This window comes from Microbacterium sp. K24, assembly GCF_004794465.1.
Classification (GTDB): Bacteria; Actinomycetota; Actinomycetes; order Actinomycetales; family Microbacteriaceae; genus Microbacterium.
Genome location: NZ_SSDJ01000030.1, coordinates 1 through 24,631, shown reverse-complemented (window position 1 = coordinate 24,631; position 24,631 = coordinate 1). Strand labels below are relative to the sequence as shown.

General features: G+C 68.6%; 17 protein-coding genes and 2 tRNA genes. 7 read left to right on the top strand and 12 right to left on the bottom strand.

The annotated features are described in order from the left end of the window. Nucleotides 1-29: 29 nt before the first annotated feature. The 4 genes from DW306_RS01120 (at nucleotide 30) to DW306_RS01105 (ending at nucleotide 3,390) form a co-directional block, all read left to right on the top strand. Entirely contained in the window at nucleotides 30-521 is a 492-nt protein-coding gene (locus DW306_RS01120; protein ID WP_136053808.1) for a hypothetical protein, read from the top strand. 84 nt (nucleotides 522-605) lie between these two features. Beyond that, a complete protein-coding gene (locus DW306_RS01115) occupies nucleotides 606-1,055 on the top strand; it encodes a hypothetical protein (RefSeq protein WP_136053807.1) in 450 nt (149 codons plus the stop codon). 62 nt (nucleotides 1,056-1,117) lie between these two features. Further along, on the top strand, nucleotides 1,118-2,233 hold the full coding sequence (locus DW306_RS01110) for a Xaa-Pro peptidase family protein (protein WP_136053806.1): 1,116 nt from the start codon (nucleotides 1,118-1,120) through the stop codon (nucleotides 2,231-2,233). 41 nt (nucleotides 2,234-2,274) lie between these two features. Further along, nucleotides 2,275-3,390, top strand: a complete 1,116-nt coding sequence (locus DW306_RS01105) for a lytic polysaccharide monooxygenase (protein WP_136053805.1) — start codon at nucleotides 2,275-2,277, stop codon at nucleotides 3,388-3,390. A gap of 96 nt (nucleotides 3,391-3,486) precedes the next feature. On the opposite strand, the gene DW306_RS01100 is transcribed toward DW306_RS01105, so the two are convergent. Further along, nucleotides 3,487-9,510: a GH92 family glycosyl hydrolase gene (locus tag DW306_RS01100; protein WP_136053804.1), complete on the bottom strand. Its 6,024-nt coding sequence runs from the start codon at nucleotides 9,508-9,510 to the stop codon at nucleotides 3,487-3,489. A gap of 194 nt (nucleotides 9,511-9,704) precedes the next feature. Here DW306_RS01100 and DW306_RS01095 point away from each other — a divergent pair, with 194 nt between their 5' ends. Continuing rightward, on the top strand, nucleotides 9,705-10,727 hold the full coding sequence (locus DW306_RS01095) for a LacI family DNA-binding transcriptional regulator (RefSeq protein WP_168429192.1): 1,023 nt from the start codon (nucleotides 9,705-9,707) through the stop codon (nucleotides 10,725-10,727). Nucleotides 10,728-10,837: 110 nt separating this feature from the next. Here the strand turns inward: DW306_RS01095 and ilvD are convergent, their stop codons facing one another. Then, the gene (gene ilvD, locus DW306_RS01090) at nucleotides 10,838-12,742 is read right to left on the bottom strand and encodes a dihydroxy-acid dehydratase (protein ID WP_136053802.1); all 1,905 of its coding nucleotides are present in this window, start codon (nucleotides 12,740-12,742) and stop codon (nucleotides 10,838-10,840) included. A 76-nt stretch (nucleotides 12,743-12,818) separates the two neighbouring features. Between ilvD and DW306_RS01085 the strand changes: the two genes are divergently transcribed. Beyond that, nucleotides 12,819-13,649: a helix-turn-helix transcriptional regulator gene (locus DW306_RS01085; protein WP_136053801.1), complete on the top strand. Its 831-nt coding sequence runs from the start codon at nucleotides 12,819-12,821 to the stop codon at nucleotides 13,647-13,649. A gap of 48 nt (nucleotides 13,650-13,697) precedes the next feature. Next, a complete protein-coding gene (locus DW306_RS01080; RefSeq protein ID WP_136053800.1) occupies nucleotides 13,698-14,174 on the top strand; it encodes a DUF3253 domain-containing protein in 477 nt (158 codons plus the stop codon). Between the two features lie 8 nt (nucleotides 14,175-14,182). Here the strand turns inward: DW306_RS01080 and DW306_RS01075 are convergent. The 10 genes from DW306_RS01075 to recF form a co-directional block, all read right to left on the bottom strand. Next, a tRNA-Ala gene (locus tag DW306_RS01075) sits at nucleotides 14,183-14,255 on the bottom strand. Nucleotides 14,256-14,282: 27 nt separating this feature from the next. Then, nucleotides 14,283-14,356: transfer RNA gene (locus tag DW306_RS01070), tRNA-Ile, on the bottom strand. A gap of 86 nt (nucleotides 14,357-14,442) precedes the next feature. Then, on the bottom strand, nucleotides 14,443-15,426 hold the full coding sequence (locus tag DW306_RS01065; protein WP_240747001.1) for a DUF4097 family beta strand repeat-containing protein: 984 nt from the start codon (nucleotides 15,424-15,426) through the stop codon (nucleotides 14,443-14,445). Then, nucleotides 15,423-16,112 carry a response regulator transcription factor gene (locus DW306_RS01060; RefSeq protein ID WP_136053799.1) on the bottom strand — a complete coding sequence of 230 codons (690 nt, stop codon included), beginning with the start codon at nucleotides 16,110-16,112 and terminating at the stop codon, nucleotides 15,423-15,425. The genes DW306_RS01065 and DW306_RS01060 overlap by 4 nt, the downstream gene beginning before the upstream one ends. Continuing rightward, nucleotides 16,100-17,368: a sensor histidine kinase gene (locus DW306_RS01055; RefSeq protein WP_136053798.1), complete on the bottom strand. Its 1,269-nt coding sequence runs from the start codon at nucleotides 17,366-17,368 to the stop codon at nucleotides 16,100-16,102. The genes DW306_RS01060 and DW306_RS01055 overlap by 13 nt, the downstream gene beginning before the upstream one ends. A 202-nt stretch (nucleotides 17,369-17,570) precedes the next feature. Further along, nucleotides 17,571-17,975, bottom strand: a complete 405-nt coding sequence (locus DW306_RS01050; protein ID WP_046014673.1) for a DUF3566 domain-containing protein — start codon at nucleotides 17,973-17,975, stop codon at nucleotides 17,571-17,573. Next, complete coding sequence (gyrA, locus tag DW306_RS01045; protein WP_136053797.1) at nucleotides 17,972-20,527, bottom strand: DNA gyrase subunit A; 2,556 nt, start codon at nucleotides 20,525-20,527, stop codon at nucleotides 17,972-17,974. Before gyrA ends, DW306_RS01050 begins: the two co-directional genes overlap by 4 nt. Nucleotides 20,528-20,582: 55 nt before the next feature. Further along, nucleotides 20,583-22,673, bottom strand: coding sequence for a DNA topoisomerase (ATP-hydrolyzing) subunit B (gene gyrB / locus DW306_RS01040; protein ID WP_240747000.1), 2,091 nt, complete (start codon nucleotides 22,671-22,673; stop codon nucleotides 20,583-20,585). Between the two features lie 118 nt (nucleotides 22,674-22,791). After that, complete coding sequence (locus DW306_RS01035) at nucleotides 22,792-23,295, bottom strand: DciA family protein (protein ID WP_136053796.1); 504 nt, start codon at nucleotides 23,293-23,295, stop codon at nucleotides 22,792-22,794. After that, nucleotides 23,288-24,493 (bottom strand): DNA replication/repair protein RecF, encoded by a 1,206-nt coding sequence (gene recF, locus DW306_RS01030; RefSeq protein WP_136053795.1) that lies wholly within the window; start codon nucleotides 24,491-24,493, stop codon nucleotides 23,288-23,290. Before recF ends, DW306_RS01035 begins: the two co-directional genes overlap by 8 nt. Nucleotides 24,494-24,631: the final 138 nt, after the last annotated feature.

Sequence of the window (24,631 nt, the reverse complement as noted above, 5' to 3'; positions counted from 1 at the left end):
ACGCAGGAGGCGGCGAGCATCATGGAGCCATGACCCTCGTCGTCTCCGACGGACCCCGCATCGAGCACCGGGATGCGGTGCCCACCGTCGGCATCCGTCTGGTGACTCCGTTCCGCGGCATGCTCGGTGTTCGAGACCTGCTCCTGGCGGAGCTCGCCGCTTGGCTCACGGAACGCGATGTTCGCACCGACGGGCCCTTCTTCCTGCGACTCCACAAGGTCGACATGGCGGCCGACATGGACATCGAGGTCGGCGTGATGGGGGTGACGTCGGACGGAGACGAGCGGGTGCGCCCCGGAGCGGCTCCGGCCGGCGACTACGCGCTGCTCGCGTATCGCGGCAGCTCGCTGCAGGCCAATCGGATGCTGCAGGAGTGGGTCGGGGAGACGGAGCGGCGTTTCGACACGGATCCGCCCACGGGCGCCTGGGCGGGTCGATTCGAGATCTTGCGCACCGACCCTCGCCTCGAGCGACGGAAGACCCAGTGGACGGTCGAGCTGGCGTTCCTGCTCGAGGAGTGAGGACCGGTCAGGAATCGAGAAGACCGGCCGCACCGGCATCCGTAGCCTGAAGAAAAGACGCAACACGACGAAAAGGAGCGGATCATGGCTGATGACGACACGACCTTCAGTGCCGAAGAGCGCGAGGCGATGAAGGCGGCGGCCGCCGACAAGCGCAAGGCGAAGTCCCGGGCCAAGAAGACCCCCGAAGAGGTGCGCGCCGAGGGCGAGGCAGACCTGAAGGAGGCCATCGCGAAGTTGTCGGACGCCTCCGACAAGAAGCTCGCCACAGGACTGCACGAGCTGGTCTCCGAGGTCGCCCCCGACCTCGTGCCGCGCACGTACTACGGCATGCCCGCCTGGGGCAAGGACGGCAAGGTGCTGTGCTTCTTCCAGCCGGCGAGCAAGTTCAAGGTGCGCTACGGCACGTTCGGCTTCGAGCCGATCTCGAACCTCGACGACGGCACGATGTGGCCCACCGCGTATGCCCTGCTGGAGTTGACATCTGCGAACAAGAAGGCGCTCACGGAGCGGATTCGTCTCGCGATCAGCTGACCCGGACGGGTCGCGCTGGAACGGCCGAGACAGCGTCGACGACCGGCAGTAGCGTGGAGGCCGTGAGCACTCTGCCCTTCGCCTCTGCTGTCTACGCCGCCCGCCTCGAGCGCGCCTCCGCGCTCGCCGCCGAGGCCGGCCTCGATGCGATCATCGTCGGTCCCGGCGCGGACCTGCAGTATCTGGTCGGCGTCGAGGGCGACACGATCGAACGCCTCACCGCCCTGCTGATCGGCCCGGGCTTCGCCCCCACGGTCGTCGTCCCGCGCATGGAACTCGCGAAGGTGCGGTCGACGGCCGTGGGGGAGCTCGGGCTCGCCGTGGCCGACTGGATCGACGGAGAGAACCCGTACGACCTCGTCGCCGCGGCGGTCGGGTCGGTCGGCCGCGTCGGCGTCTCCGATGCGCTGCCGGCGTTGCACGTCGTGCCGATCGGCGCGCGTCTCGGGGTGACTCTCGAGCTCGCCACCCCGGTGCTGCGCGAGGGGCGCATGATCAAGGATGCCGCCGAGCTCTCGGAGCTCCAGCGGGCGGGCGACGCGATCGACCGCGTGCACCGCCGCGTGCCGGAGTGGCTCCGGGCCGGTCGCACCGAGCGGGAGGTCGCCGCCGACATCGCCGAAGCCATCGTCGCCGAGGGGCACCGCACGGTCGAGTTCGTGATCGTCGGCTCGGGCCCGAACGGCGCGGATCCGCATCACGAGGTCTCGGACCGCGTGATCGAGCACGGCGACATCGTGGTCGTCGACATCGGCGGCGCAGTGCCGAGCGGGTACAACTCGGACAGCACCCGCACCTATGCCGTCGGCGAGCCCGATTCCACCGCCGCCGAACGCATCGCGGTGCTGGTGCGCGCGCAGCAGGCGGCCGTCGATGCGGTGCGTCCGGGTGCGACGGCATCCGACGTGGATGCCGCGGCCCGCGAGGTGCTGACCGCGGCCGGCCTGGGGGAGGCGTTCCTGCACCGCACGGGTCACGGCATCGGCGTCTCGGTGCACGAAGAGCCGTACATCGCGCCAGGCAACGACCTGGTGCTGCGCGAGGGCATGGCTTTCAGCATCGAACCCGGGATCTACTTCGCGGGAAGCTGGGGTGCGCGCATCGAGGACATCGTCGTCGTCACGGCCGACGGCTGCGACCGGCTGAACGTCGCCCCGCACGAACTGACACGCGTGTAGAGAATATTGGTCTGAGTCCAGAAATGGCCTAGGAAGGATGCATGACATCTCTTCCCCGACTCGGATCGGCCGCCCTCGGCGTCGTGGCTCTCGCTGCCGCCAGCCTGTTCATCGCCCCCGCACCACCGGCATCCGCGCACGGCCATGTCGGCGGCACGTCGTCGACGCTGATCGCCCGCGCCGCCTGGTCGGCCAACCCCGATCGCGGTGCCGTGCAGTACGAGCCGCAGAGTCTCGAAGCACCGAAGGGCTTCCCGTCCGCCGGACCCGCCGACGGTCAGCTCGCGTCGGCCGGCGGTCTCTTCGGCGGCACGCTCGATGAGCAGTCCGCGACTCGGTGGGCCAAGAACGTCGTCGAACCCGGGCCGGTCCAGGTCGCCTGGTCGCTGACGGCCGCGCACCGCACGGCGCAGTGGCGCTACTTCATCACCAAGAAGGGCTGGGACCCGAACGACGAACTCGACCGCGCCGACCTCGAGCCGCTGACGAGCTTCGACGGCGGCGGGGCGATCCCGACCGTTCCGACGGTCCACACGCTGAACATCCCGTCGGACCGCACCGGGTACCACGTGATCTACGCGGTGTGGGATGTCGCCGACACGCAGAACGCCTTCTACAACACCATCGACATCGACATCCGCGGCGAGGGCACGGTGGACCCGATCGATCCGGTGGACCCGGTTGATCCCGTCGATCCCGTGGGGCCGGCCGCACCGGGCGGATTGCACACTATGGATCGCACCCAGACCAGCGTCGACCTCATGTGGTCGCCAGCCGACGGCGCAGACGAGTACCGCATCGAGCGCTCGCTGGACGGCACGACCTTCACCGCCGTCGGCAGTACCGCCTCGACGAGCTTCCTCGACAGCGGCCTGACCGCCGCCACCACGTACCGTTACCGCGTCGTGGCCGTCTCCGCCGCGGGGGAGGCCGCAAGTCAGGTGCTGACCGTGACGACGGATGCCGACGAGCCGACCGATCCCCTCGACCCGGTCGACCCGGTCGACGGCATCGCGCCGTGGTCGGCGACGGCCGCATACTCGCGCGGAGACCTCGTGCAGCATGATGGCGTCGTCTACCGGGCCGTGCAGTCGCACCGCGGCTGGGGCGACGAATCCTGGATCACGGCGCTCTCGCTCTGGGAACCCACGAGCTGACGATCCCGATCGCACCGCAGCAGGAGTTCCCACACCAGAAGCCGCCCTCCCGGATCGATCCGGGAGGGCGGCTTCTTGTCGTGGGGCCTGCGGGGGTCAGGCCTCCTGTCGCCGGCGGCGGATCACCAGGATGCTTCCGGCTGCAAGCAGCATGAACACCAGGGCGAGCAGCGAGAGGGGGATCGCTCCGCCCGTGCCGGCGAGACCGCCGCCGTTCCCCGCTGCGGCGGTCACCTGCAGAGCACCCTGAGCGCTGAGACCGGAGTCCACGCCCACGGCGATCAGGGTGTGCGCGCCGACCGGAGCCGAGGCGGGTACGGTGACCACGATCCGGAAGGCTCCGGTCCCGTCCGCAGTGACCTGTCCGAGGCGGATCGGGTCGGAGTGCAGCGTGACCGTGATCGTCTCGCCCGCGGCGAAACCGCGACCGGTGATCTCCAGGCTTCCGCCCTGCACCACGCTGGTCTTCCCGATCACGAGCTCGGCGTCCAGCACCGGAGTGCTGCGCACCTCGATCGTGAGCGGCTCCGACTCGGAACCCGCCCACTCCTTCGGGTCGGACGGCACGAACCGTGCGACGAAGGTGTGCGTTCCCGACGTGGCGACGAGCACATCGGCGGTCGCCTCACCACCCGTGACCGTTGCCGAGCCCACGATCGCGCCGTCCTCGAGGAACTCCACCGTGCCTTCCGCCTTCTTCGGCTTCACGCTCGCGGTCAGCGCGACCGACTCGCCGGCGACCGGATCGTCGTGTCCCGCCGTCAGCTTCAGATTCGTGTGCTGCGGCGCCGGAGTCTCGCTGGTGACCCGGATCGACGCCCTCGCCTCGATCTTCGAGACGTCGCCGATCGCGATCACGGGGTGATCACCGTCGACGGCCTGCTTCGGGATCTGGATCTCGGCGCTGATCGCGCCGGCATCCGTGGCCTTCACGACGACCGGCTCCTCGTCGTCGATGCGGATCGAGACGTTCTCGCCAGCGGCGAATCCCGTGCCCGAGACCGACACCTCGTCGCCGGGTCGTGCCTCGGCCGGAACCACGATCTCGGGATCGTACGCGGGTGCGGGCTCCTCGACCGTGATCTGCAGCGCCGCATCCGCGGACTTCACTCCGTCGTCCGCCGTGACCGTCACCGTGAAGGTGCCGGCCGTCACGTACGTGTGACTCGAGGCCACGGCGCCTTCGACGACGTCGACCTCGGCGACGGGTGAGCCGTCGCCCCAGTTGACGAGCGCGGTGACGTCACCCGTACCGCCTGCGACCGTCGCGAGCGTCGCATCGAACGACTCTCCGGCGATCTGGCCGGGCACGGTGCCCGCCTCGACGACGAGCGGTGCGGTGGCTGCGCGGTCGCCGTCGGAGGCGAACGCGAACAGGTGCACGCGTCCGTCGTTCAGCTCGCCGGGCTCCGTCGGCATCGTCAGCGACTCGACGACCTTCGGGGCGCCCTCGGCGTCCACATCGAGTGTGATCGGCGCCGTGGCGTAGATCGCCGTGTTCTTGGGGCCGCCGCCTTCCGCGCCGGTGCCCGAGAGACGACCCTCTGAGATCGTGAGCACGGTGTTGCTCTTGTACGGGTTGCCGGATGCTCCGACCCAGTCGCCGAGGCTGATCGTCACGGTCTGCGTGCTGCCGTCGGTGAAGTGCAGCACGGCATCCGAGTCGCGGTTGCTCTCGGTCGCGGTGCCGATGAACGACAGCTGCGTCGCGCCGTCGCCGAGCGAGAGCTTGACGGTCTGGCCCTCGCCGGTGATGTTGTCGGGCGCACCCGCGGCCACCGCCGGAAGGTCGTACGTCAGCTCCGTGCCCGGGATCGTCAGGGTCTGACCCTGCACGAACCCGTCCGCCGCCAGCTTGTCGCGGTAATAGCCGTGGCCCTGCGAGTCGCAGTTCGCCGCGGTCAGACCGAGGTCGCCGATGCAGACGTTGTTGAACGCTCCGACGAAGGTCTCGTCGCGGTAGACCACGACGGTCGCGGTGGCCTGGGCCACGGCTCCCGCGGAATCGCGTACCGTGACGGCCGCCGAGTAGGTCCCGGGGGCGGTGAAGGTGTGCGGGGCGCTCACCTTCCATCCGCCGAGGTCGTCGCGAACGAGATCCACGTCCGTCACCTCGGCGCCGTCGCCGTAGTCGACCGTGACGGTGTAGCCGGCGGCATCCGTCTCGGTTCCGACGATCGTCGCGAGCTGTCCGGTGAACTCGGTGTCGACGGCGACCCGCTGTGCGGGGCCGGCGGCGATCGAGAGCCCGTCCGCCGCCGAGGCGGAGGCGAACAGCTCGACTTCGGACAGGGCGAGGGTCGCACTCGCACCCTGCAGGGTGAGCCTGATGCTCGTGTACCCGTCATCGTTCTTCGCGGTGAAGGGGCGGGTCTGCGTGTCCCACGTGAACGACTCGGCCTCGCGGCTGTCGATCTCGGTCCACGTCGTGCCGTCCAGGGAGCCTTCGAGCGTCCAGCTCGACGGGGCGTCGGCCTTCGCCGCGCTCGTCAGCGTGTACTGCCCGATCGACACCGGTCCGGACTGCGAGGTCCACACGAGCTCGGCCGAGTCACCGGTGAAGGTGACCTTCGAGTTCATGTTGTCGTCGACGAGCGAGCCGACCGGCGTGCCGTCGGTCGCCGCGAGAGTTCCGCGGCCGGGCTTCGTGGCATCCACCAGGGTGGTGGGCACCTCGAGAGGCTCGCTGAGATCCTTCGCGCCCCAGGCGGACGGGGTCTCGCTCATCGTGAAGTCGAGCGTTCCCCCCTCGCGCACCAGGTCGCCGTCGAAGGTCGTCTCGGTGATCGCCTCGCCGTTGACGCTGACGCCGGCCACGTAATCCGCACCCTCGGACGCACCGGGAGCGTTGATCACGAGATCCTTGTCGCCGATCGAGAGCGTCGCGCTGTCGAAGAGCGGCGTGCCGATCGTGTAGTCGCCGGAGCCGACCTCGAGCGGGTAGAACCCGAGGGCGGAGAAGACGTACCAGGCCGAGAACTCGCCGTTGTCCTCATCGCCCGGGTAGCCCTGGCCGATGTCGGAGCCGACGAAGAGGCGGTCCTGGATGTCGCGGATCAGCTCCTGCGCCCCGGACGGGTCGCCGGCCTCGGCGAGCACGTAGGGGATGTGGTGCGCGATCTGGTTCGACATGCCGAGCATGCCGAGACGCACGTCGCGTGCCTCGCGCGCCTCGTGGATGCCGGAGTAGTCGGCCTTCTCACGCACGGTGAGGAACTCATGCATCTCGTCGACGAGTCCCTGGCGCCCGCCGTACAGCGCGGCCAGGCCGTCGACGTCGTGCGGGGCGTGGAACCCGAAGGTCCAGGCGCTCGCCTCGGTGAAGGCCCCACCCCACGCCTTGCGGTCGAAGTCCGCTCCCGAGGTCCACGAGCCGTCGGCGTTGCGCGACGTGAACGTTCCCGCCTCCGGGTTGTACATCTCGACGTAGTGCTCGGCGCGCGCCTCGAAGTAGGTCGCCTCCTCCCTCAGCTGCTCGACGCGCTCTGCCGGGGTGTTCGGGTCCTCCGAGAGAGCCTTCGCCATCTCGGCGATGCCGAAGTCGTTGATGTAGCCCTCCAGACCCCACGATGCGCTCTCGTGCGTCGTCGCCTCGGTGTACCCGAGGAAGATCGACTGTCCGAGTCCCTTGCGGCCGACGGCGTTGGATGCCGGGAGCACGGTGGCGTTCTTGACCGCGGCGTCGTAGGCCTCGAGTGCCGTGTCGGTGGTGAGGGATCCGGCGAGGTACGCCTCGGCGAACGCGACGTCGGAGCTCGTGCCCGTCATCAGGTCGGCGTAACCGGGGGAGGACCAGCGAGCGATCCACCCGCCGTCGCGGTACTGCTGCACGAATCCGTCGACGAGCTCTTCGGTCACGTCGGGGTACAGCAGCGAGTAGAGCGGCCAGGCCGTGCGGTACGTGTCCCAGAAGCCGTTGTTGACGTAGACCTTGCCGTCGACGATCGCGGCATTGGTCTGCGTGTCGGTCGGCTGTCCGGTCGTCGGTGCGACCGGGCTCGCGTACTGGTAGACCGGGTCGGATGCCGTGCCCGTGTTCTCGAACTGCGAGTTCGGGTACAGGTTCAACCGGTACAGGCTCGAGTACAGGGTCACGAGCTGCGTGTCGGTCGCTCCCTTGACGTCGTGCACGACGCCGAGGCGGTCGTTCCACGCGTCGCGGACGGCGGCGTGCGCCTGGTCGAACGAGACGCCGTCGAGCTCGAGGCCGTGGTTCGCCTTCGCCTGGTCCTGCGAGATGAACGACGACGACAGGCGCAGCTCGACCGTGCGGTCGGTGGTCGTGTCGAAGGCGGCGAAGCGGGCGGTGCCGTTGCGGTCGCCGCGCGTGGTCGCGCCGGCGTTCGTGGGCTGACGGTCGAACGTGCCGTACACGTACATGCGGGTGCGCCCGGGGTAGCCGGAGCCGCCGTCGACCCAGCCGGAGACGGTGTCGCCGGAGATCGTCAGCTTCGAGGAGTTCACCAGCTGGTCGATCAGCACGGAGCTCGCGTCGCCGGTGAACTCGAAGCGGTAGATCGCTCCGTGATCGGTGGCCGTGACCTCGGTGTTGATGCCGTTGTCGAACTCGACGCCGTAGATGTCGGGCCGCGCGGTCTCGTTCTCGTGGTGGAACGTGAGCTTGCGGTCGTTGAGCGATGAGGTCGGGTCGGCGTTGGCGGCGGGCAGGACGGCGATCTGGTTGCGGTCGCCCATCCAGATGCTCGGCTGGTGCGAGAACCCGATGCCGTTGAGAGCCGGGAGGTTCTGCGCGGTGTTCGCGCGCTGGTACTGGTAGAGCGTGCCGACGTTGTCGGCGTTCGTCATCGGGGTGATGAAGTTGAAGCCGTTCGGCCAGGCGGTCGCGGGCAGGTTGTTGCCGCGTGAGAAGCCGCCGGTCGAGTTCGTGCCGCGGCGGGTGTCGACGTAGGAGACGAGGCCGTCGGATGTGTCGCGCTGTTCTGCCGCGCCGATCGCGACGTCGTCGAGCCAGCCGCTGAAGGCGGTGGCGCCGGTCGGGACCTCGACGCCCTTGACGTCGGCGCCGGGGTGGTCGTAGCGGAAGAGGACGTCGTCGACCGTGCGGCCCGCGAACCCGCCGAGGTCGACCGTCACCTTGTTCCACTGGTTCGGCCAGAGCACGTTCGCCTGGCCCTGCTGCCGCGCGTTCGCACCGTAGCCGTAGGAGTCGACGGCGCCGCTGGTGGAGAGCGTCGTGCCGTCATCGAACGTCAGATCGACCGCGACGAAGGTGGCGGCATAGGTCTGCTCGCCGTCGAGCACGGGGAAGACGAGGTACGAGAGCTCGCTGTCGTCTTCGACCGCGAGTTCGACGTCGTCGTACAGCACGCTCGTCGATGAGGCGGGGCCGGCATCGAGGTGGCGGCCGGTGTACTGCAGCGCCTTGGTGCCGGAGAAGCCGACGCCGGTCTTGGCGGTGTCGGAGCTGGTCGGGCCGTTCCCGATCTGCAGCATGAGGTCGGCCGGCTCCGCCGTCGCCCCGTCGACGGCGATCGGCTCCCATCCGGCGAGCTGCACGATGTTCTTGGACGGGTCCTTCGTGGCCAGCACGTCGAGGCGGTAATAGAGATACGGCTCGCTCGGCGTGGCGAGCGTGAAGGAGCGGGTCTCACCGCGTCCGGTGAACTGCTCGCCGGTGCGTTCGTCGATCGTGACCCAGTCGGTGCCGTTCTGCGACCCCTGCACCTGGAAGTCCTTCGGGTCGCGCTCGGGAGCGTCATTCCCGGAGGTGAGCGTGTAGCTCGCCATCGGCTGCGCGGCCGCCAGCTGATACTGCACCCAGGCCTTGTTGGTGAACGCGAGCCATTTCGACGAGGCGTTGCCGTCCGCGACGAACGCGGCTCCTTCGCCCGGGGCGTTCTCAGCGGATGCCGTCACCGCGGTGATGCCGCCGAGCACACTGCCGGGCACGAAGCGGCTGCCGGTGACGTTGACCGCCTCGCCGGTGCCGGTCAGTACGGGCGCGGCATCCGATGATTCGAACGACGATGCGAACGTCGTCGGCGCCGCGGCGGACGCCTGCATCGGCGTCAGCATCGCGGCCGTCACGGCGAGCGCGATACCGGCGGCGACCGCTGATCGGCGGGCGGGTCGGGCGGGCGTGGGGCTGGGGACCCTCATGGTTGCTCCTCGAAACTTCACTGCTCTGTGTCGTCCGTCGGCCGCGGATCGCCTTCGCGAGGCGGCTTACGATCTATGACACCGCTGTCATATGATGAGGACGCTATCACAGCCCCGGCAACGGGCGGAAGATGCATCTCGCATCCGCCGCCCGTCATAATGAGCTATCCGCCGCCCCGGCGGCAGGGGGACGCATGACCACACCAGACGATCAGGCCGTCGCGCCGCGTCCGACGCTCGCGCAGGTCGCTGCTCGCGCCGGCGTGAGTCTGAAGACGGCCTCCCGCGCCCTCGGCGGGGAGTCGTACGTCAGCGAGAAGACCCTGGCCAGCGTGCTCGCCGCCGCCGCCGAGCTCGACTATCAGCGCAACGCCGCCGCGAGCCTGCTCGCGAGTGGACGCCTCGCCGACTCGATCGGACTGATCACGGGGGACTTCACCAACCCCTTCTACTCCGCCCTCGCCCATGCGATCGAAGACGAGATACGCCCGCACGGGATGCACCTCTCGGTCGCGAACTCCCGCGAGTCCGCCGAGCAGGAGCAGCGGGTGGCGCACGACCTCGCCGACCGTCAGACCAAAGCCGTCATCACGGTCTCGGCGACTCCCGACCACGCCGGATATGCGCAGCTGCAGTCGCGCGGCATCCCGGTCGTGTTCGTCGACCGCCCCGCCGAGAACGTCGAGGCCGACTCGGTCGTGTTCGACAATCGCGAGGGCGGGCGCCTAGCCGCGCGGCACCTGATCGACGCCGGACACCGCCGCATCGCCTTCATCGGCGACTACGCGTGGCTGCCGACGTATCGCGCACGTCTGGCGGGCATGGGCGACGTGCTCGACAGCACGGACGCCGAGTGGCGCGACCTGCTGCGCACCGACGCACACGACGTCGTCTCATCGCGCGCGTGCATGCGCGAACTGCTCGCGCTCGCGGATCCGCCGACGGCCGTGGTCGCGGGCAACAACAGGATCCTCCTGGGAGTCATGGAGGAGATCGCCGACAGCGGTGCGCCGTCTCCCGCGGTGATCGGCTTCGACGAACCCGAGTGGGCGCAGGTGCTGGGCATCAGCGTCGTGACGGGCGACGTCGAAGCGCTCGGACGCCAGGCAGCGAAGCTCGCCGTCGCTCGGCTCGGCGACCGCACGCGGAGCTTCGAGAACGTCGTCCTGCCGATGCGGCTCATCGCGCGGCGCTCCACGGCATCCGGCGTGCGCTGACACCCGCGGGCGTCCCGTTCCGGAGGAGATCTGCGCTTCGGAGGGACGGATGGGGTGCAGACATCCTCCGGAAGCGCCAATCTCCTCCCGAAACGTCGCGTCGCGTCGCGTCAGACGAGTGCGGCGGCCTGCCGGACCTCCTGCTCGCGGAGCGCGCGCTCGACCGCGTCGACGTCGCGAACGGCACCGCGATCCGCCGAGGTGGCCATCGCCGCGTACGCCCGCAGCGCCGGCGTGACCGGACGCACCCGATCCTTCGGGCGGAAGCCGCCCTGCTCGAGCAGCAGCGCCCGGCGACGTTCCAGCTCGGACTCGTCGACGCGGAGAACCATCGAGCGCGAGGGGATGTCGATGTCGATGATGTCGCCGTCCTCGACCAGCGCGATCACCCCGCCGCCGGCCGCCTCGGGCGAGACGTGCCCGATCGACAGCCCCGACGTGCCGCCCGAGAAGCGGCCGTCGGTGACCAGCGCGCACACCTTGCCCAGACCGCGTCCCTTGAGGAAGGACGTCGGATGCAGCATCTCCTGCATTCCGGGACCGCCCTTCGGACCCTCGTACCGGATCACCACGACGTCGCCCGGCTGCACCTTCTTGCCGAGGATCTTCGCGACCGCCTCCTCCTGCGATTCGCAGACCACCGCCGGGCCCGAGAACACCAGGATCGAGGGGTCGACGCCGGCCGTCTTCACGACCGCTCCGTCGACCGCGAGGTTGCCTCGGAGCACGGCGAGGCCGCCGTCGACCGAGTAGGCGTGCTCGACGTCGCGGATGCAGCCGGTCACGGCATCCTCGTCGAGCGCCGCCCAGCGCTCCGACTGCGAGAACGCGCTCGAGGACCGCACGCCGCCGGGTGCCGCGTACCAGAGGTCGTGCGCAGCCTCCGTCGCCTTCCCGCCACGGATGTCCCAGTCGTCGAGCCAGCTTGCGAACGACGTCGAGTGGATGGTCGAGACGTTCTCGTCGAGCAGTCCGCCGCGGCGCAGCTCGCCGAGCACCGCGGGGATGCCGCCGGCGCGATGCACGTCCTCCATGTAGTACATGCGGCCGTAGGCCGGGTTCGGCGCGATCTTCGCGAGGCATGGCACCCGGCGGGACACCGCATCGATCTCGTCGAGGCCGAAGTCGATGCCGGCCTCGTGCGCGGCGGCGAGCAGGTGCAGGATCGTGTTGGTCGAACCGCCCATCGCGATGTCGAGGGCCATGGCGTTCTCGAAGGCGGCGAAGCTCGCGACCTCGCGGGGGAGCACCGAGGAGTCGTCCTCGTCGTAGAACCGGCGGGTGATCTCGACGGCCACCTCGCCGGCTCGCTCGTACAGCGCGCGGCGGGCGGTGTGCGTGGCGAGGACCGAGCCGTTTCCGGGGAGCGCGAGGCCGAGCGCCTCGACGAGGCAGTTCATCGAGTTCGCCGTGAACATGCCGGAGCACGAGCCGCAGGTCGGGCACGCGTTCTCCTCGATGCGCTTCATGTCGGCATCCGACACCGTGTCGTTCGCCGCCTCGGAGATCGCGTCGACGAGGTCGAGCGTGCGCACGGAGCCGTCGACGAGCGTCGCACGCCCCGCCTCCATGGGTCCGCCTGAAACGAAGACCGTCGGGATGTTCAGACGCAGCGCGGCCATCAGCATGCCGGGGGTGATCTTGTCGCAGTTCGAGATGCAGACCAGCGCGTCGGCCTGGTGCGCGTTCACCATGTACTCGACGGAGTCGGCGATCAGGTCGCGCGAGGGAAGCGAGTACAGCATCCCGCCGTGGCCCATCGCGATGCCGTCGTCGACCGCGATGGTGTTGAACTCGCGGGGGATGCCGCCGGCGGCGGAGATCGCGTCGGAGACGATGCGTCCGACGGGCTGCAGGTGCGTGTGGCCGGGGACGAACTCGGTGAAGCTGTTGGCGACGGCGATCATCGGCTTGCCGAAGTCGGCGGCGTTGACGCCGGCCGCGCGGAAGAGCGCGCGGGCCCCGGCGGCGTTGCGGCCGTGCGTGACGGTGCGGGAGCGAAGAGGGGTGGGCATGATTCCACTCTCGCTGCGGCGGACGGATGCCGGAAGACGGCGCTGACACTAGTAGTGGGAGCACTAGGTTTGTCACATGGCGACCGACGAGGAGCAGCGCAAGGAACTCGGGGCCTTCCTGCGCGCCCGACGCGAGCAGCTCGACCGCGGTGCCTACGGGCTCCCTCCTGCGGGGCGCGGGCGCACCGTCGGGCTGCGGCGGGAGGAGATCTCGTACCTCTCCGGCGTCAGCGTCACCTGGTACACCTGGCTCGAGCAGGGACGCGACATCAACCCGTCGCGCCAGGTGCTCGATGCCGTCGCCACGGCCCTCCACCTGAGCGTGGCCGAGCACGACTACGCCCTGCGACTGGCGGGCTTCTCACCCACCCGCCCCGGTTCTGGCGAGGCGGTCGAGACGGCGCCCGCCCATGTGCAGCGCTTCCTCGACGCGCTCGAGGAGCATCCGGCCTATGCGCTCGCGCCGGACTGGGGCGTCGCCGGCTGGAACAGCGCCTACGAGGCGCTCTATCCGAACGTCGCCACGACCCCGCCTGAGCAGCGGAACCTCCTCTGGCTGATCTTCACCGACCCCGCGGTGCGCGAACTGCTCGACGACTGGGACGACACCAGCCGCCGCTTCCTCGCCGAGTTCCGCGCCGAGGCCGGACCGCGCCTCGGCGATCCCCGCTACCGCGACCTCGTCGGGCGGCTCCTGGAGGCGAGCCCGGAGTTCCGCGAGCGCTGGGAGAGCCACGACGTGCGGGGGTTCGAGTCCAGGGAGCGGGTGTTCCAGCATCCGACGCTCGGGCGTCTCGTCTTCGAGCACCACCAGCTGCGTCCGTCGGATCAGACCGACATCCAGCTCGTCGTGTACACACCGTCGGATGCCGCGGCCCGAGCCAGGTTCTTCCGCCGGCGGGACTGATCCGTCAACCCTCTGTGCATGCGGGATCCCCGCGCGCACACTACCGACATGACGGAGCACACACCGGACGGGCACCACATCGTCGTCGACGGCCGACGCTGGCGTGCGACGGACCCGTCGATCCCCGAGACGTTCCGGCAGGAACTCGTCGACGAGCTGATGGCGGCGCGCCGGGCCGTGAAGTCCGACGAGGACGACGCCCGGCGACGAGTGCATGACGCGAAGACCGCCCTCGGCGAGCGCGGCACACCCTGGTGGGAGGAGCCGACGGATGCCGAGTTCGAGGACCGCGCTGCGGCCACCATCCGGGCCCTGGTCCGCAAACGCAGCGAGTCGTCGATCTGCCCGAGCGACGTGGCGCGCGCGATCGGCGGCGACTCCTGGCGGGCACGGATGGACGACGTCCGACGTGTGGCCGCCGAGCTGGCCGGCCTCGACGAGATCGTCGTGACGCAGAAGGGCGAAGCCGTGCGGATCGAAGACGCGCGAGGACCGGTGCGGATCAGACGCGGTCCATCACTCTGAAAATGATGTGGAGCCTAGGAGATTCGAACTCCTGACATCCTGCTTGCAAAGCAGGCGCTCTACCAACTGAGCTAAGGCCCCGTGAGGGTGTTTCTTGAATTGAAAGTGTGGGGCTACCAGGACTTGAACCTGGGACCTCTTCATTATCAGTGAAGCGCTCTAACCGCCTGAGCTATAGCCCCGTCAACCTCCAAGACTTTACCGGAGAACCGCGGAAAATCCGAATCGAGCGCGAGGCCCCTCACAGAGGCCTCGCGCTCGAGCGGGGTCAGTTCCCGGGACGGATGGTCACGCTTCCCGCCGACAGGCTCACGTCGATCGTGCGGCGGTCGCCACCGGACTGGTCGACCTTCGCGTCGAGCGATCCCGCGCTGATGTCCTGCGTGATGGCATAGGACTCGTCGGGCACCGTGAGATCCACCGATCCGGCGCTCACGTCGATGGTCGTCCGGCTCGGCGCGGTGCCGGTCAGCTCGACGTCGAGGTTGCCCGCCGAGACGCCGAGCACCGCGGTGTCCACGTCGTCGAGCAGCACATCGGCGCGACCGGCGCTCATGTCGATGTCGAGGCTCTTGGCCGAGCCCTCGACATCGAGCGCCCCGGCGGCCACGTCGACGCTGAGTTCGCCGAAGTCGCCGACGACGTCGAGGTTGCCGGCATCCAGCGTCAGGTCGCCGTCGATCTCGCCGCGGAGGCTCTCGGGCAGGGTGAGGACCGCGATCTCCTCGTCACCGAACCAGTTGCCGAACCACCAGCCCCAGCGGGACTCGGGGCTGCGGACGATCAGCTCATCGCCGTCGCGTTCGAACGTCCATGAGGGGCGTCCGTTGGTGAGGGAGAACTCGGCCTCTTCCACGTCGCCGAACTCGATGCGCATGCTGCTTCCGTCGACGTCGAGGTCGACGCCGTCGATCCCGTCGACCCCCACGGTCTGCACCGAGTCCGGAAGGCTCGAGCTCAGCAGGTCACCAGCGGCCGCGGCGGCCGCGGTGCCCCCGGAGCCCAGCAGCGCGATGCCGCCGACCACGGCGGTCACGACCATGATCGCGGTCGTGCCGGAGGAGCGGGTGGGCGCGGCGTCGGAGCGGGGAGCCTCGACGGGCTCCGCGACCCATTCATCGGATGCCGGGGGCGTCGGCCCCTGCGGAGCCGATGTCTGCGGAGTCGATGTCTGCGCAGCCGATGCGGGCGGGGGAGTGAGCGGGGTGTGCCCGCCCGTGAGGTCGTTCTGGTCGTTCTGGTCGTTCGTCATCGTGCCACTCCTGTCGGGCCGGCCGGCGGCACGGGGCCACCGGTGTTCTCGATGTGGGCGAGGGCGGCGAGCACGCGACGGTTTCCCGATTCGCCCTGTTCGAAGCCCAGCTTCTGGAAGATGGAGGTGATGTGCTTCTCGACACTCGCCTCCGAGAGGAAGAGCAGCCCGGCGATCGCCTGGTTCGACTTTCCTTCGGCGATGAGGGCCAGCACGGTGCGCTCGCGCTCGGTGAGCCGCAGCATCCGATCGTCACGGTTCCGCCGGGTGAGCAGCTGCGCCACCACCTCGGGGTCGAGCACGGTCGCCCCCTCCGAGATGCGCTGCACCGACGCGAGGAATTCCGCGACATCCGCGACCCGATCCTTGAGCAGGTAGCCGAGGGGGCCGCCCTGCGCGGCGATCAGATCCGACGCGTACCGCTCCTCGACGTACTGCGAGAGCACGAGGATCGCGAGCGACGGATGCGTGGACCGCAGTCCGAGCGCCGCGCGGATCCCCTCGTCGGTGAACGTCGGAGGGAGCCGCACGTCGAGGATGCAGAGCTCCGGGTCGGTCGTCTCCACGGCTTCGCCGAGACCCGACGTGTCGGGAAGCGCCGCGACCACCTCGTGGCCGGCGTCTTCGAAAAGACGGACGAGACCCTCGCGCAGCAGGACCGAGTCCTCGCAGATCAGGATGCGCATGGCACGTTCACCTCCAGCGAGGTCGGTCCGCCGACCGGGCTGTCGAGACGGAAGGTGCCGCCGGCCGCGAGGATGCGGTTCGCGATGCCGTCGAGACCGCCGCCGGGCTGCACCTGCGCGCCGCCCATGCCGTTGTCCTCGACGCGGGCCCAGAGGGTGCCGCCGTCGCGGAGTCTCACGATCACTCGTGCTTCGCTCGCCCGGGAGTGCTTGGCGGCGTTGGTGAGGGATTCCGCGATCGCGAAGTACACGGCGGCCTCGGCCTCGCGGCTGCAGCGCCCGTCCATGCGCACGTCGAGGTGCACGGGGATGTGCGATCGCCCGGCCAGTGCGGAGAGCGCCGCATCCAGACCGCGGTCGTCGAGCACCGAGGCGTGGATGCCGCGGGCGAGCTGCCGCAGCTCGGTGATGGCCGCCTTCGTGGAGGTGTGCGCCTCGGCGATCAGCTCCTTCGCGGCATCCGGGTCGTTGTCGATCTTCTGCTGCGCGAGCCCGAGCGTCATGCCCACCGAGACCAGCCGCGGCTGGACGCCGTCGTGCAGATCGCGCTCGATGCGGGTGCGCTCGACATCCGCCGCCCGCACCGCGCCCTCTCGCTGGGCGGTCGTGGTGCGGACCCGCTCGGTGAGCTCCGCCTCGCGGCTGCGGATCACGATCGCCAGGGCGAGCGTGCGGTGGAGCAGTGCGAGACCGAAGATGCCGAAGCCGGATGCCGCGATGCCCAGGATGCCGACCAGCGGCGCCCATTCGACGGGGATGCCGCCACCACCGAACGGTCCCATGACCGACTCGGCCTCGGTGAGAGGTGCGAAGGCGATGAAGATCGACCAGATGAGGCTCCAGAAGAGCCGGAGGACGATGAAACCGAGAATCGCCGCGATGGCGAAGTTCGCGACAGCGCGCCACATGCGGCCGTCGATCGCCTGCCGGCCGAGCGAGCGCAGCCAGCCGCCGAAACCGGGACGGTCCCGCTGGCGCAGTCGGAGCGGCGCGATCGGCGTGCGGTACAGCGCGCTGACGCGGGCGACCTCGAACCAGCCGACGCCGAACAGCGCGTAGACCAGGCCGACGAGCAGGATCACACCGATGCCCGCGGCGAAGAGAAGGCCGAGGCCGGTGCCGAGAAGCCCGCCGAGGGTCGTGAAGATGATGCCGCCGAGGACTCCGACGCCTGCCAGATGCAGGACGGTGAGGAAGATGCGCAGCGGCGGCTTCACGGCCGCGGCCTGCGGAGGAGGCGCAGTGTGTGTCGTCATGGTTCCAAGGTACGGCGGGGTCTTCCGCCGGAACACCGAGGCATCCGGACTCCTGGCTTCGGGTTTTCCGTAGTCCCCGCGGGCTTTCGAATCGCTTGACTGGTCGCTTTCTGGGCCTCGAACCGACCAGTTGCGCGATTCGAAGGCGCCGAGGACGCAGAAGGGGCGGATGCCGCAGCATCCGCCCCTTCGAAACGTCAGGTCAGTTCGACATGAAGCCGACGAGCAGGCCGCCGGTCACCTTCACCGCGAGGTTGTAGATACCGGCGATCACGGCGCCGAGCACCGTGAAGACGATGAGGTTGAGGATCGCGACGACGGCGGCGAACGCCATCACCTGCGGCAGGCCGACGACCTCGGAGAGCGGGATCGCGCCGTCGGTGAAGCTGCGCACGAACTCATCGGCCGTCGCCATGATGCCCGTCGCCTGCAGCACCAGGAAGATCAGGAAGAACGACACCATGGTCACGACCGCGAGCGCGACCGCTCCGAGGAACGACAGCTTCACGGCCGACCAGAAGTCGACGTAGACCAGACGCAGGCGGACCTGCTTGCCGCCGGTCTTGCGTGTGGACTTCTTCGCCAGCTTGTCGGCTACTGTGCTCATTCGTCCGTGCTTTCCTCAGGTGTCTGTGTCGTCTCGGGGGCCGCGGTCTCGGAGTCCGCCTCCGCCTCGTCATCTGCGAGGCCTCGCTCGCCGTTTCGGGCGATGGCGAGGATCCGGTCGGCATCCGTCGTCCGTGCGAACACCACTCCCATGGTGTCTCGGCCCTTGGCGGGCACCTCGGCCACGGCAGAGCGTACCACCTTGCCGCTGGACAGAACCACCAAGACCTCGTCGTCCTCCGAGACGATCAGACCGCCCGCGAGGGTGCCCCGATCGTCGTTCAGTTTGGCGACCTTGATGCCTGTTCCGCCGCGTCCCTGCACGCGATATTCCTCGACGGCGGTGCGCTTCGCGTACCCTCCGTCGGTGACCACGAACACGAACTTGCCGGGCGCTGCGAAGGATGCCGAGAGCAGGCTGTCGTCGTCGAGCTTGAACTTCATGCCCCGCACACCCGCGGTCGCGCGGCCCATCGGACGGAGCGCCTCATCGGTCGCCTCGAACCGCACCGACATGCCGCGGCGGCTGATCAGGAGGATGTCGTCCGACGCATCGACGAGCAGCGCGCTGACCAGCTCGTCCTCGTCGTTCAGGCGGATCGCGATGACCCCGCCCTGACGGTTGGTGTCGTAGGCCTCGAGACGGGTCTTCTTCACCAGACCCTCGCGGGTCGCGAGCACCAGGTACTCCGCCACGTTGTAGTCGCGGATGTCGAGCACCTGGGCGATGCTCTCATCAGGCTGCAGGGCGAGCAGGTTCGCGACGTGCGTGCCCTTCGCGTCGCGACCGGCCTCCGGCACCTCGTAGGTCTTCGCCCGGTAGACGCGACCCTTGTCGGTGAAGAAGAGCAGCCAGTGATGCGTCGTGGTGACGAAGAAATGCTCGACGATGTCGTCGGCCCGCAGCTGTGCGCCCTTGATGCCCTTGCCGCCACGGTGCTGTGAACGGTAGTTGTCGCTGCGCGTGCGCTTGATGTAGCCCTCGCGCGTGACGGTGACGACCATCTCCTCTTCGGCGATGAGGTCTTCCATCGAGACGTCGCCGTCGAAGCCGTGCAGGATGTGCGTGCGCCGCTCGTCGCCGAAGCGGTCGACGATGCCCGTGAGTTCGTCGCGGATGATGGTGCGCTGACGACCCTCGTCGGCGAGGATCGCCTTGTAGTCGGTGATCAGAGCCTCGAGCTCTTCGGCCTGCTCGATGATCTTCTGGCGCTCGAGCGCAGCGAGACGACGGAGCTGCATCTGCAGGATCGCGTCGGCCTGGATGTCGTCGATGTCGAGGAGCTTCTGCAGTCCCTCGTTCGCCTCCTGCGTCGTCTGCGAGCGTCGGATCAGCGCGATGACCTCGTCGAGGGCGTCGAGCGCCTTCAGGTAGGCCCGCAGGATGTGCATGCGCTTCTCGGCCTCGTTGAGGCGGTACTGGGTGCGGCGCACGATCACTTCGATCTGGTGCGCGATCCAGTGGGTGACGAAGCCGTCGATCGCCAGCGTGCGCGGCACGCCGTCGACGATCGCGAGCATGTTGGCGCCGAAGTTCTCCTGCAGCTGCGTGTGCTTGTACAGGTTGTTCAGCACGACCTTCGCGACCGCATCGCGCTTGAGCACGACCACGAGACGCTGACCGGTGCGGTCGGACGACTCGTCGCGGATGTCGGCGATGCCGGTGATCTTGCCGTCACGCGCGAGGTCGCCGATCTTCACCGCGACGTTGTCGGGGTTGACCTGGTAGGGCAGCTCGGTGATCACGAGGCAGGTGCGACCCTGGATCTCCTCGACGTTGACGACCGCGCGCATCGTGATCGAGCCACGACCCGTGCGGTACGCCTCATGGATGCCCTTGGTTCCGAGGATCTGCGCGCCGGTCGGGAAGTCCGGGCCGGGGATGCGCTGGATCAGGCCGTCGAGCAGCTCCTCGCGGCTGATGCCGGGGTTGTCGAGCGCCCAGAGCGCAGCATCCGCCACCTCGCGCAGGTTGTGCGGCGGGATGTTGGTGGCCATGCCGACCGCGATGCCGACGGAGCCGTTGACGAGCAGGTTCGGGAACCGGGCCGGGAGGACCGTCGGCTCCTGCGTCTGACCGTCGTAGTTGTCCTGGAAGTCGACCGTGTCTTCCTCGATGTCGCGCACCATCTCGAGCGCGAGCGGAGCCATCTTGGTCTCGGTGTATCGAGGGGCAGCCGCACCCATGTTGCCGGGAGACCCGAAGTTGCCCTGGCCCAGAGCCAGCGGATACCGCAGCGCCCACGGCTGAACCAGACGCACGAGGGCGTCGTAGATCGCCGTGTCACCATGCGGGTGGTACTGGCCCATGACCTCGCCGACCACGCGCGCGCACTTCGAGAACGACTTGTCGGGGCGGAAACCGCCGTCGTACATGCCGTAGATCACACGGCGGTGCACGGGCTTGAGTCCGTCGCGCACGTCGGGGAGGGCGCGCCCGACGATGACGGCCATGGCGTAGTCGAGATAGCTGCGCTGCATCTCGGACTGCAGGTCGACCTGGTCGATCTTGCCGTGATCGTGCGCCGGCTCGGGGCGTTCTTCGTCAGTCATGTGATTTCTTCAGTTTCCGGTCGTTGAGCGAGCGAAGCGAGACGAAACGCTCGCATCAGATGTCGAGGAAGCGGACGTCCTTGGCGTTGCGCTGGATGAAGCTGCGTCGGGACTCGACGTCTTCGCCCATCAGCACACTGAAGATCTCGTCGGCGGCCGCGGCATCCTCGATGGTCACCTGCCGGAGCGTCCGGGTCGTGTGATCCATCGTGGTCTCCCACAGCTCCTTGGCGTTCATCTCGCCGAGACCCTTGTACCGCTGAATGCCGGCATCCTTCGGGATGCGCTTGCCGTTGTCGAGGCCGAATTTCAGCAGCGCGTCGCGCTCGGCGTCGCTGAACACGTACTCGTGCGCCGAGTTCGACCACTTCAGGCGGTACAGCGGCGGCATCGCGAGGTAGACGAAGCCCGCCTCGATGAGTCCGCGCATGTAGCGGAACAGCAGCGTGAGCAGCAGCGTCGTGATGTGCTGGCCGTCGACATCGGCATCCGCCATCAGGACGATCTTGTGATAGCGGGCCTTCTCGATGTCGAAGTCCTCGCCGATGCCGGTGCCGAAGGCCTGGATCATCGCCTGGACCTCGCGGTTGCCCAGCGCCTTGTCGAGACGCGCGCGCTCGACATTGAGGATCTTTCCGCGGAGCGCCAGGATCGCCTGAGTGTGCGGGTCGCGACCCTGCACGGCGGAACCGCCGGCCGAGTCACCCTCCACCAGGAAGATCTCGCTGATCGACGGATCCTTGCTGGTGCAGTCCTTCAGCTTGTCAGGCATCGCCGCCGACTCGAACACGCTCTTGCGACGTGCGGTCTCGCGGGCCTTCCGGGCGGCCAGACGCGCGGTCGCCGCGTCGAGCGCCTTGCGGATGATGTTCCGCGCCTGCGTCGGGTTGCGGTCGAACCAATCGCCGAGCTGATCGCCGACGACCTTCTGCACGAAGGCCTTGGCCTCGGTGTTGCCCAGCTTCGTCTTCGTCTGCCCCTCGAACTGGGGCTCGCCGAGCTTGATCGAGATGACCGCGGTGAGTCCCTCGCGCACATCGTCTCCGGAGAGGTTGTCGTCCTTCTCCTTGAGGATGTTGTTGGCGCGGGCGTACTTGTTCACCAGGGTCGTCAGCGCAGCACGGAATCCCTCTTCGTGCGTGCCGCCCTCGTGCGTGTTGATCGTGTTCGCGTAAGTGAAGACGTTCTCGGTGTACGAGGTCGTCCACTGCATCGCGACCTCGAGCGAGATCTTGCGGACGGTGTCCTCGGACTCGAACGCGATCACCTCGTCGTTCACCACCTCGGCGTGACGCACCTTGTTGAGGTACTCGACGTAGTCGACGAGACCGCGCTCGTAGAGGAACACGTCGGCGGGTTGCTTGGTGGTCGTGACGCCCTCCTCCTCCACCTCGTAGGCGGAGGACGCGCGCTCGTCGCGCAGCTCGATGCGCAGACCCTTGTTGAGGAAGGCCATCTGCTGGAAGCGTGTGCGCAGGGTGTCGTAGTCGAAGTCGACCGTCTCGGTGAAGATGCTCGCGTCGGGCCAGAACGTGATGCTCGTTCCGGTCTCGTCGGTCGCCTCGCCCTTCTCGAGCTTCTGCTGCGGGATGCCGCCGTCGGCGAAGGAGTGCCGCCAGACGAAGCCCTTCTGCTTGACCTCGACGTCGAACCTCGTCGACAGCGCGTTCACGACCGACGAGCCGACTCCGTGCAGGCCGCCGGACACGGCGTAGGCGCCGCCGCCGAACTTGCCGCCGGCGTGCAGGATCGTGAGCACGACCTCGACCGTCGACTTGTTGGGGTCGGAGGAGTGCGGGTCGACGGGGATGCCGCGACCGTTGTCGATGACACGCACGCCGCCGTCGGCGAGCATCGTCACGAGGATGGTGTCGGCATGACCGGCCAGCGCCTCGTCGACGGAGTTGTCGACGATCTCGTAGACCAGGTGGTGGAGACCGCGCGGACCCGTGGATCCGATGTACATACCGGGTCGCTTGCGGACGGCTTCGAGGCCCTCGAGGATCTGGATCGAGTCGGCACCGTACTCGCCGGGCTGCTTCACCTTGGGGGAGATGGACGTGCTCGTCTTCTCGGACGCGTCGGCGGGGTCGGAGGGTCCCCCGTTGGTCGATTCCGTCTCATCTGCGGGGGATTCAGGCGTCATCAGAGGGCATTCTCCACATCGATATCACGAACTCCCATTCTAGCGGGATTTCGTCACGATATGCGGCTCAGCGGCCGCGTGTGGCCCTCTGAGCGTTTCAGACCCCTCGCATGGTGCCCTACCCGTAGGTATCGCGCGGGCCCCGTCCTGGAACGGCTCTGGGACCCCATTTCCAGGAGGGAACGTCCGGTCCGATGAAGCGGAGGTTCTCGACACCGGCATCCGGATAGCGACGCCCGATCTCCGTGAGAATGGTCGCCCGCATGAACTGGAGGTTCTTCGCCCACGCCGTCGAGTCGCACTTCACCGTGAGGAGTCCGCGCTCCAGAGAGACCGGTTCGGAGTGCTTCGCCGTGTCGGCGCCGGCGAGATCGGCCCACTGCCGCACGAGATCCTCACGCGCCAGCGTCGTCTGCCAGCCGGAGTCCTTGCTGAGTCGATCGAGCACCGCGCCGAGCGAACCGGGGTCGCGACCGGGAGTGAACGGCGCGTTCTCGTCGTCGACGATGCGACGCTTGCGCTTCCACGAACTCGAGCTCGGCTTGAGACCTCGCAGGCGCAGATAGGTGGCGACCGTCTCCGGGACCTCGGCCGCCGCAGATGTCGGACTGACGTCAGTCATCGTCTGCCGCCTCCTGAACCTGGCGCTCGTCGCTGATGGTGCCGGCGCTGATCCGCACCACGTGCGCGTGCAGCACCTCGGGAATATCCTCCTCCACCGCCGCCGTGACCACCACCTGCTCGTACCCCGAGGTCAGCGAGGCCAGGCGCTGCCGCCGGTCGGCGTCGAGCTCGGCGAAGACGTCATCCAGGATGAGCACCGGATCCCCGGCCGGCGACTCGCTGCGCAGCAGCTCGGCCGAGGCGAGACGGAGAGCGAGCGCGACCGACCAGGACTCGCCATGCGAGGCATACCCCTTCACCGGAAGGTCGCGCACCCGCAGCACCAGGTCGTCACGGTGCGGACCCGTCAGCGTCAGACCACGATCGAGCTCGTTCGAGCGCTTCGCCGCGAGCGACGCGCGGAACAGGTCGGCGATGAGGCGCGTCTCGCTGACCTTGTCGGAGGGGGCGGCGGCATCGGCATCCGTCGGATCCGCGCCGTCGTCTTCCGGATCGGCGCCGCTCACCGACAGCGCCCAGTCGAGCTGCGGACGGTGATCCTCACCGGCGATCGCCGCGTACGCGTCGGCCACCGGCTGCTGCAGATCGGCGGCCAGACGCTGACGAGCGGTGATGATCTCGGAACCCAGCGCCACGAGCTTGTCATCCCATACATCGAGGGTGCTGAGACCCTCACCCCGGATGCCGCGTGCCCGCGCCGACTTCAACAGGGCGTTGCGCTGCTTGAGCACCCGGTCGTAGTCCGCGAGCACGGCCGCCATCCGCGGCGTGCGCTGGATGAGCAGCTGATCCGCGAAACGACGGCGAGACGACGGATCGCCACGCACGATCTGCAGATCCTCCGGAGCGAACAGCACCACGTGCGCATAGCGGGGAAGCTCATTCGCCTTCGACGGCGACCCGTTGATGCGCGCTTTGTTCGAACCCTGCCGATTCAGCTGCACCTCGACCAGCACCTTGCGCTCACCATGCGACAGACGGGCGCGGATGATCGCGAACTCCTGACCGTCGCGCACCATCGGCGCATCCGATGAGACCCGATGCGAACCGAGCGTCGCCAGGAAGACCACGGCCTCCGCGAGATTCGTCTTGCCCTGACCGTTCCGGCCGACGAGGACGTTGGGGCCGCTGTGGAGGGCGAGTTCGGCGGTCGCGTAATTGCGGAAATCGACCAGACTCAGGTGCTCCACAATCACGGGATCAGCCTATCTTCGGGGTCGGACAGTCTCTGGATTCTCGGGTTGTCGGTCATCTGTGGGTCGGGATGCGGGATGTTCCCTTCGTTCGCAGAGCGGGTTCCCTCCCGCTGCGCGGGCCCCTCCCGATGCTCACTC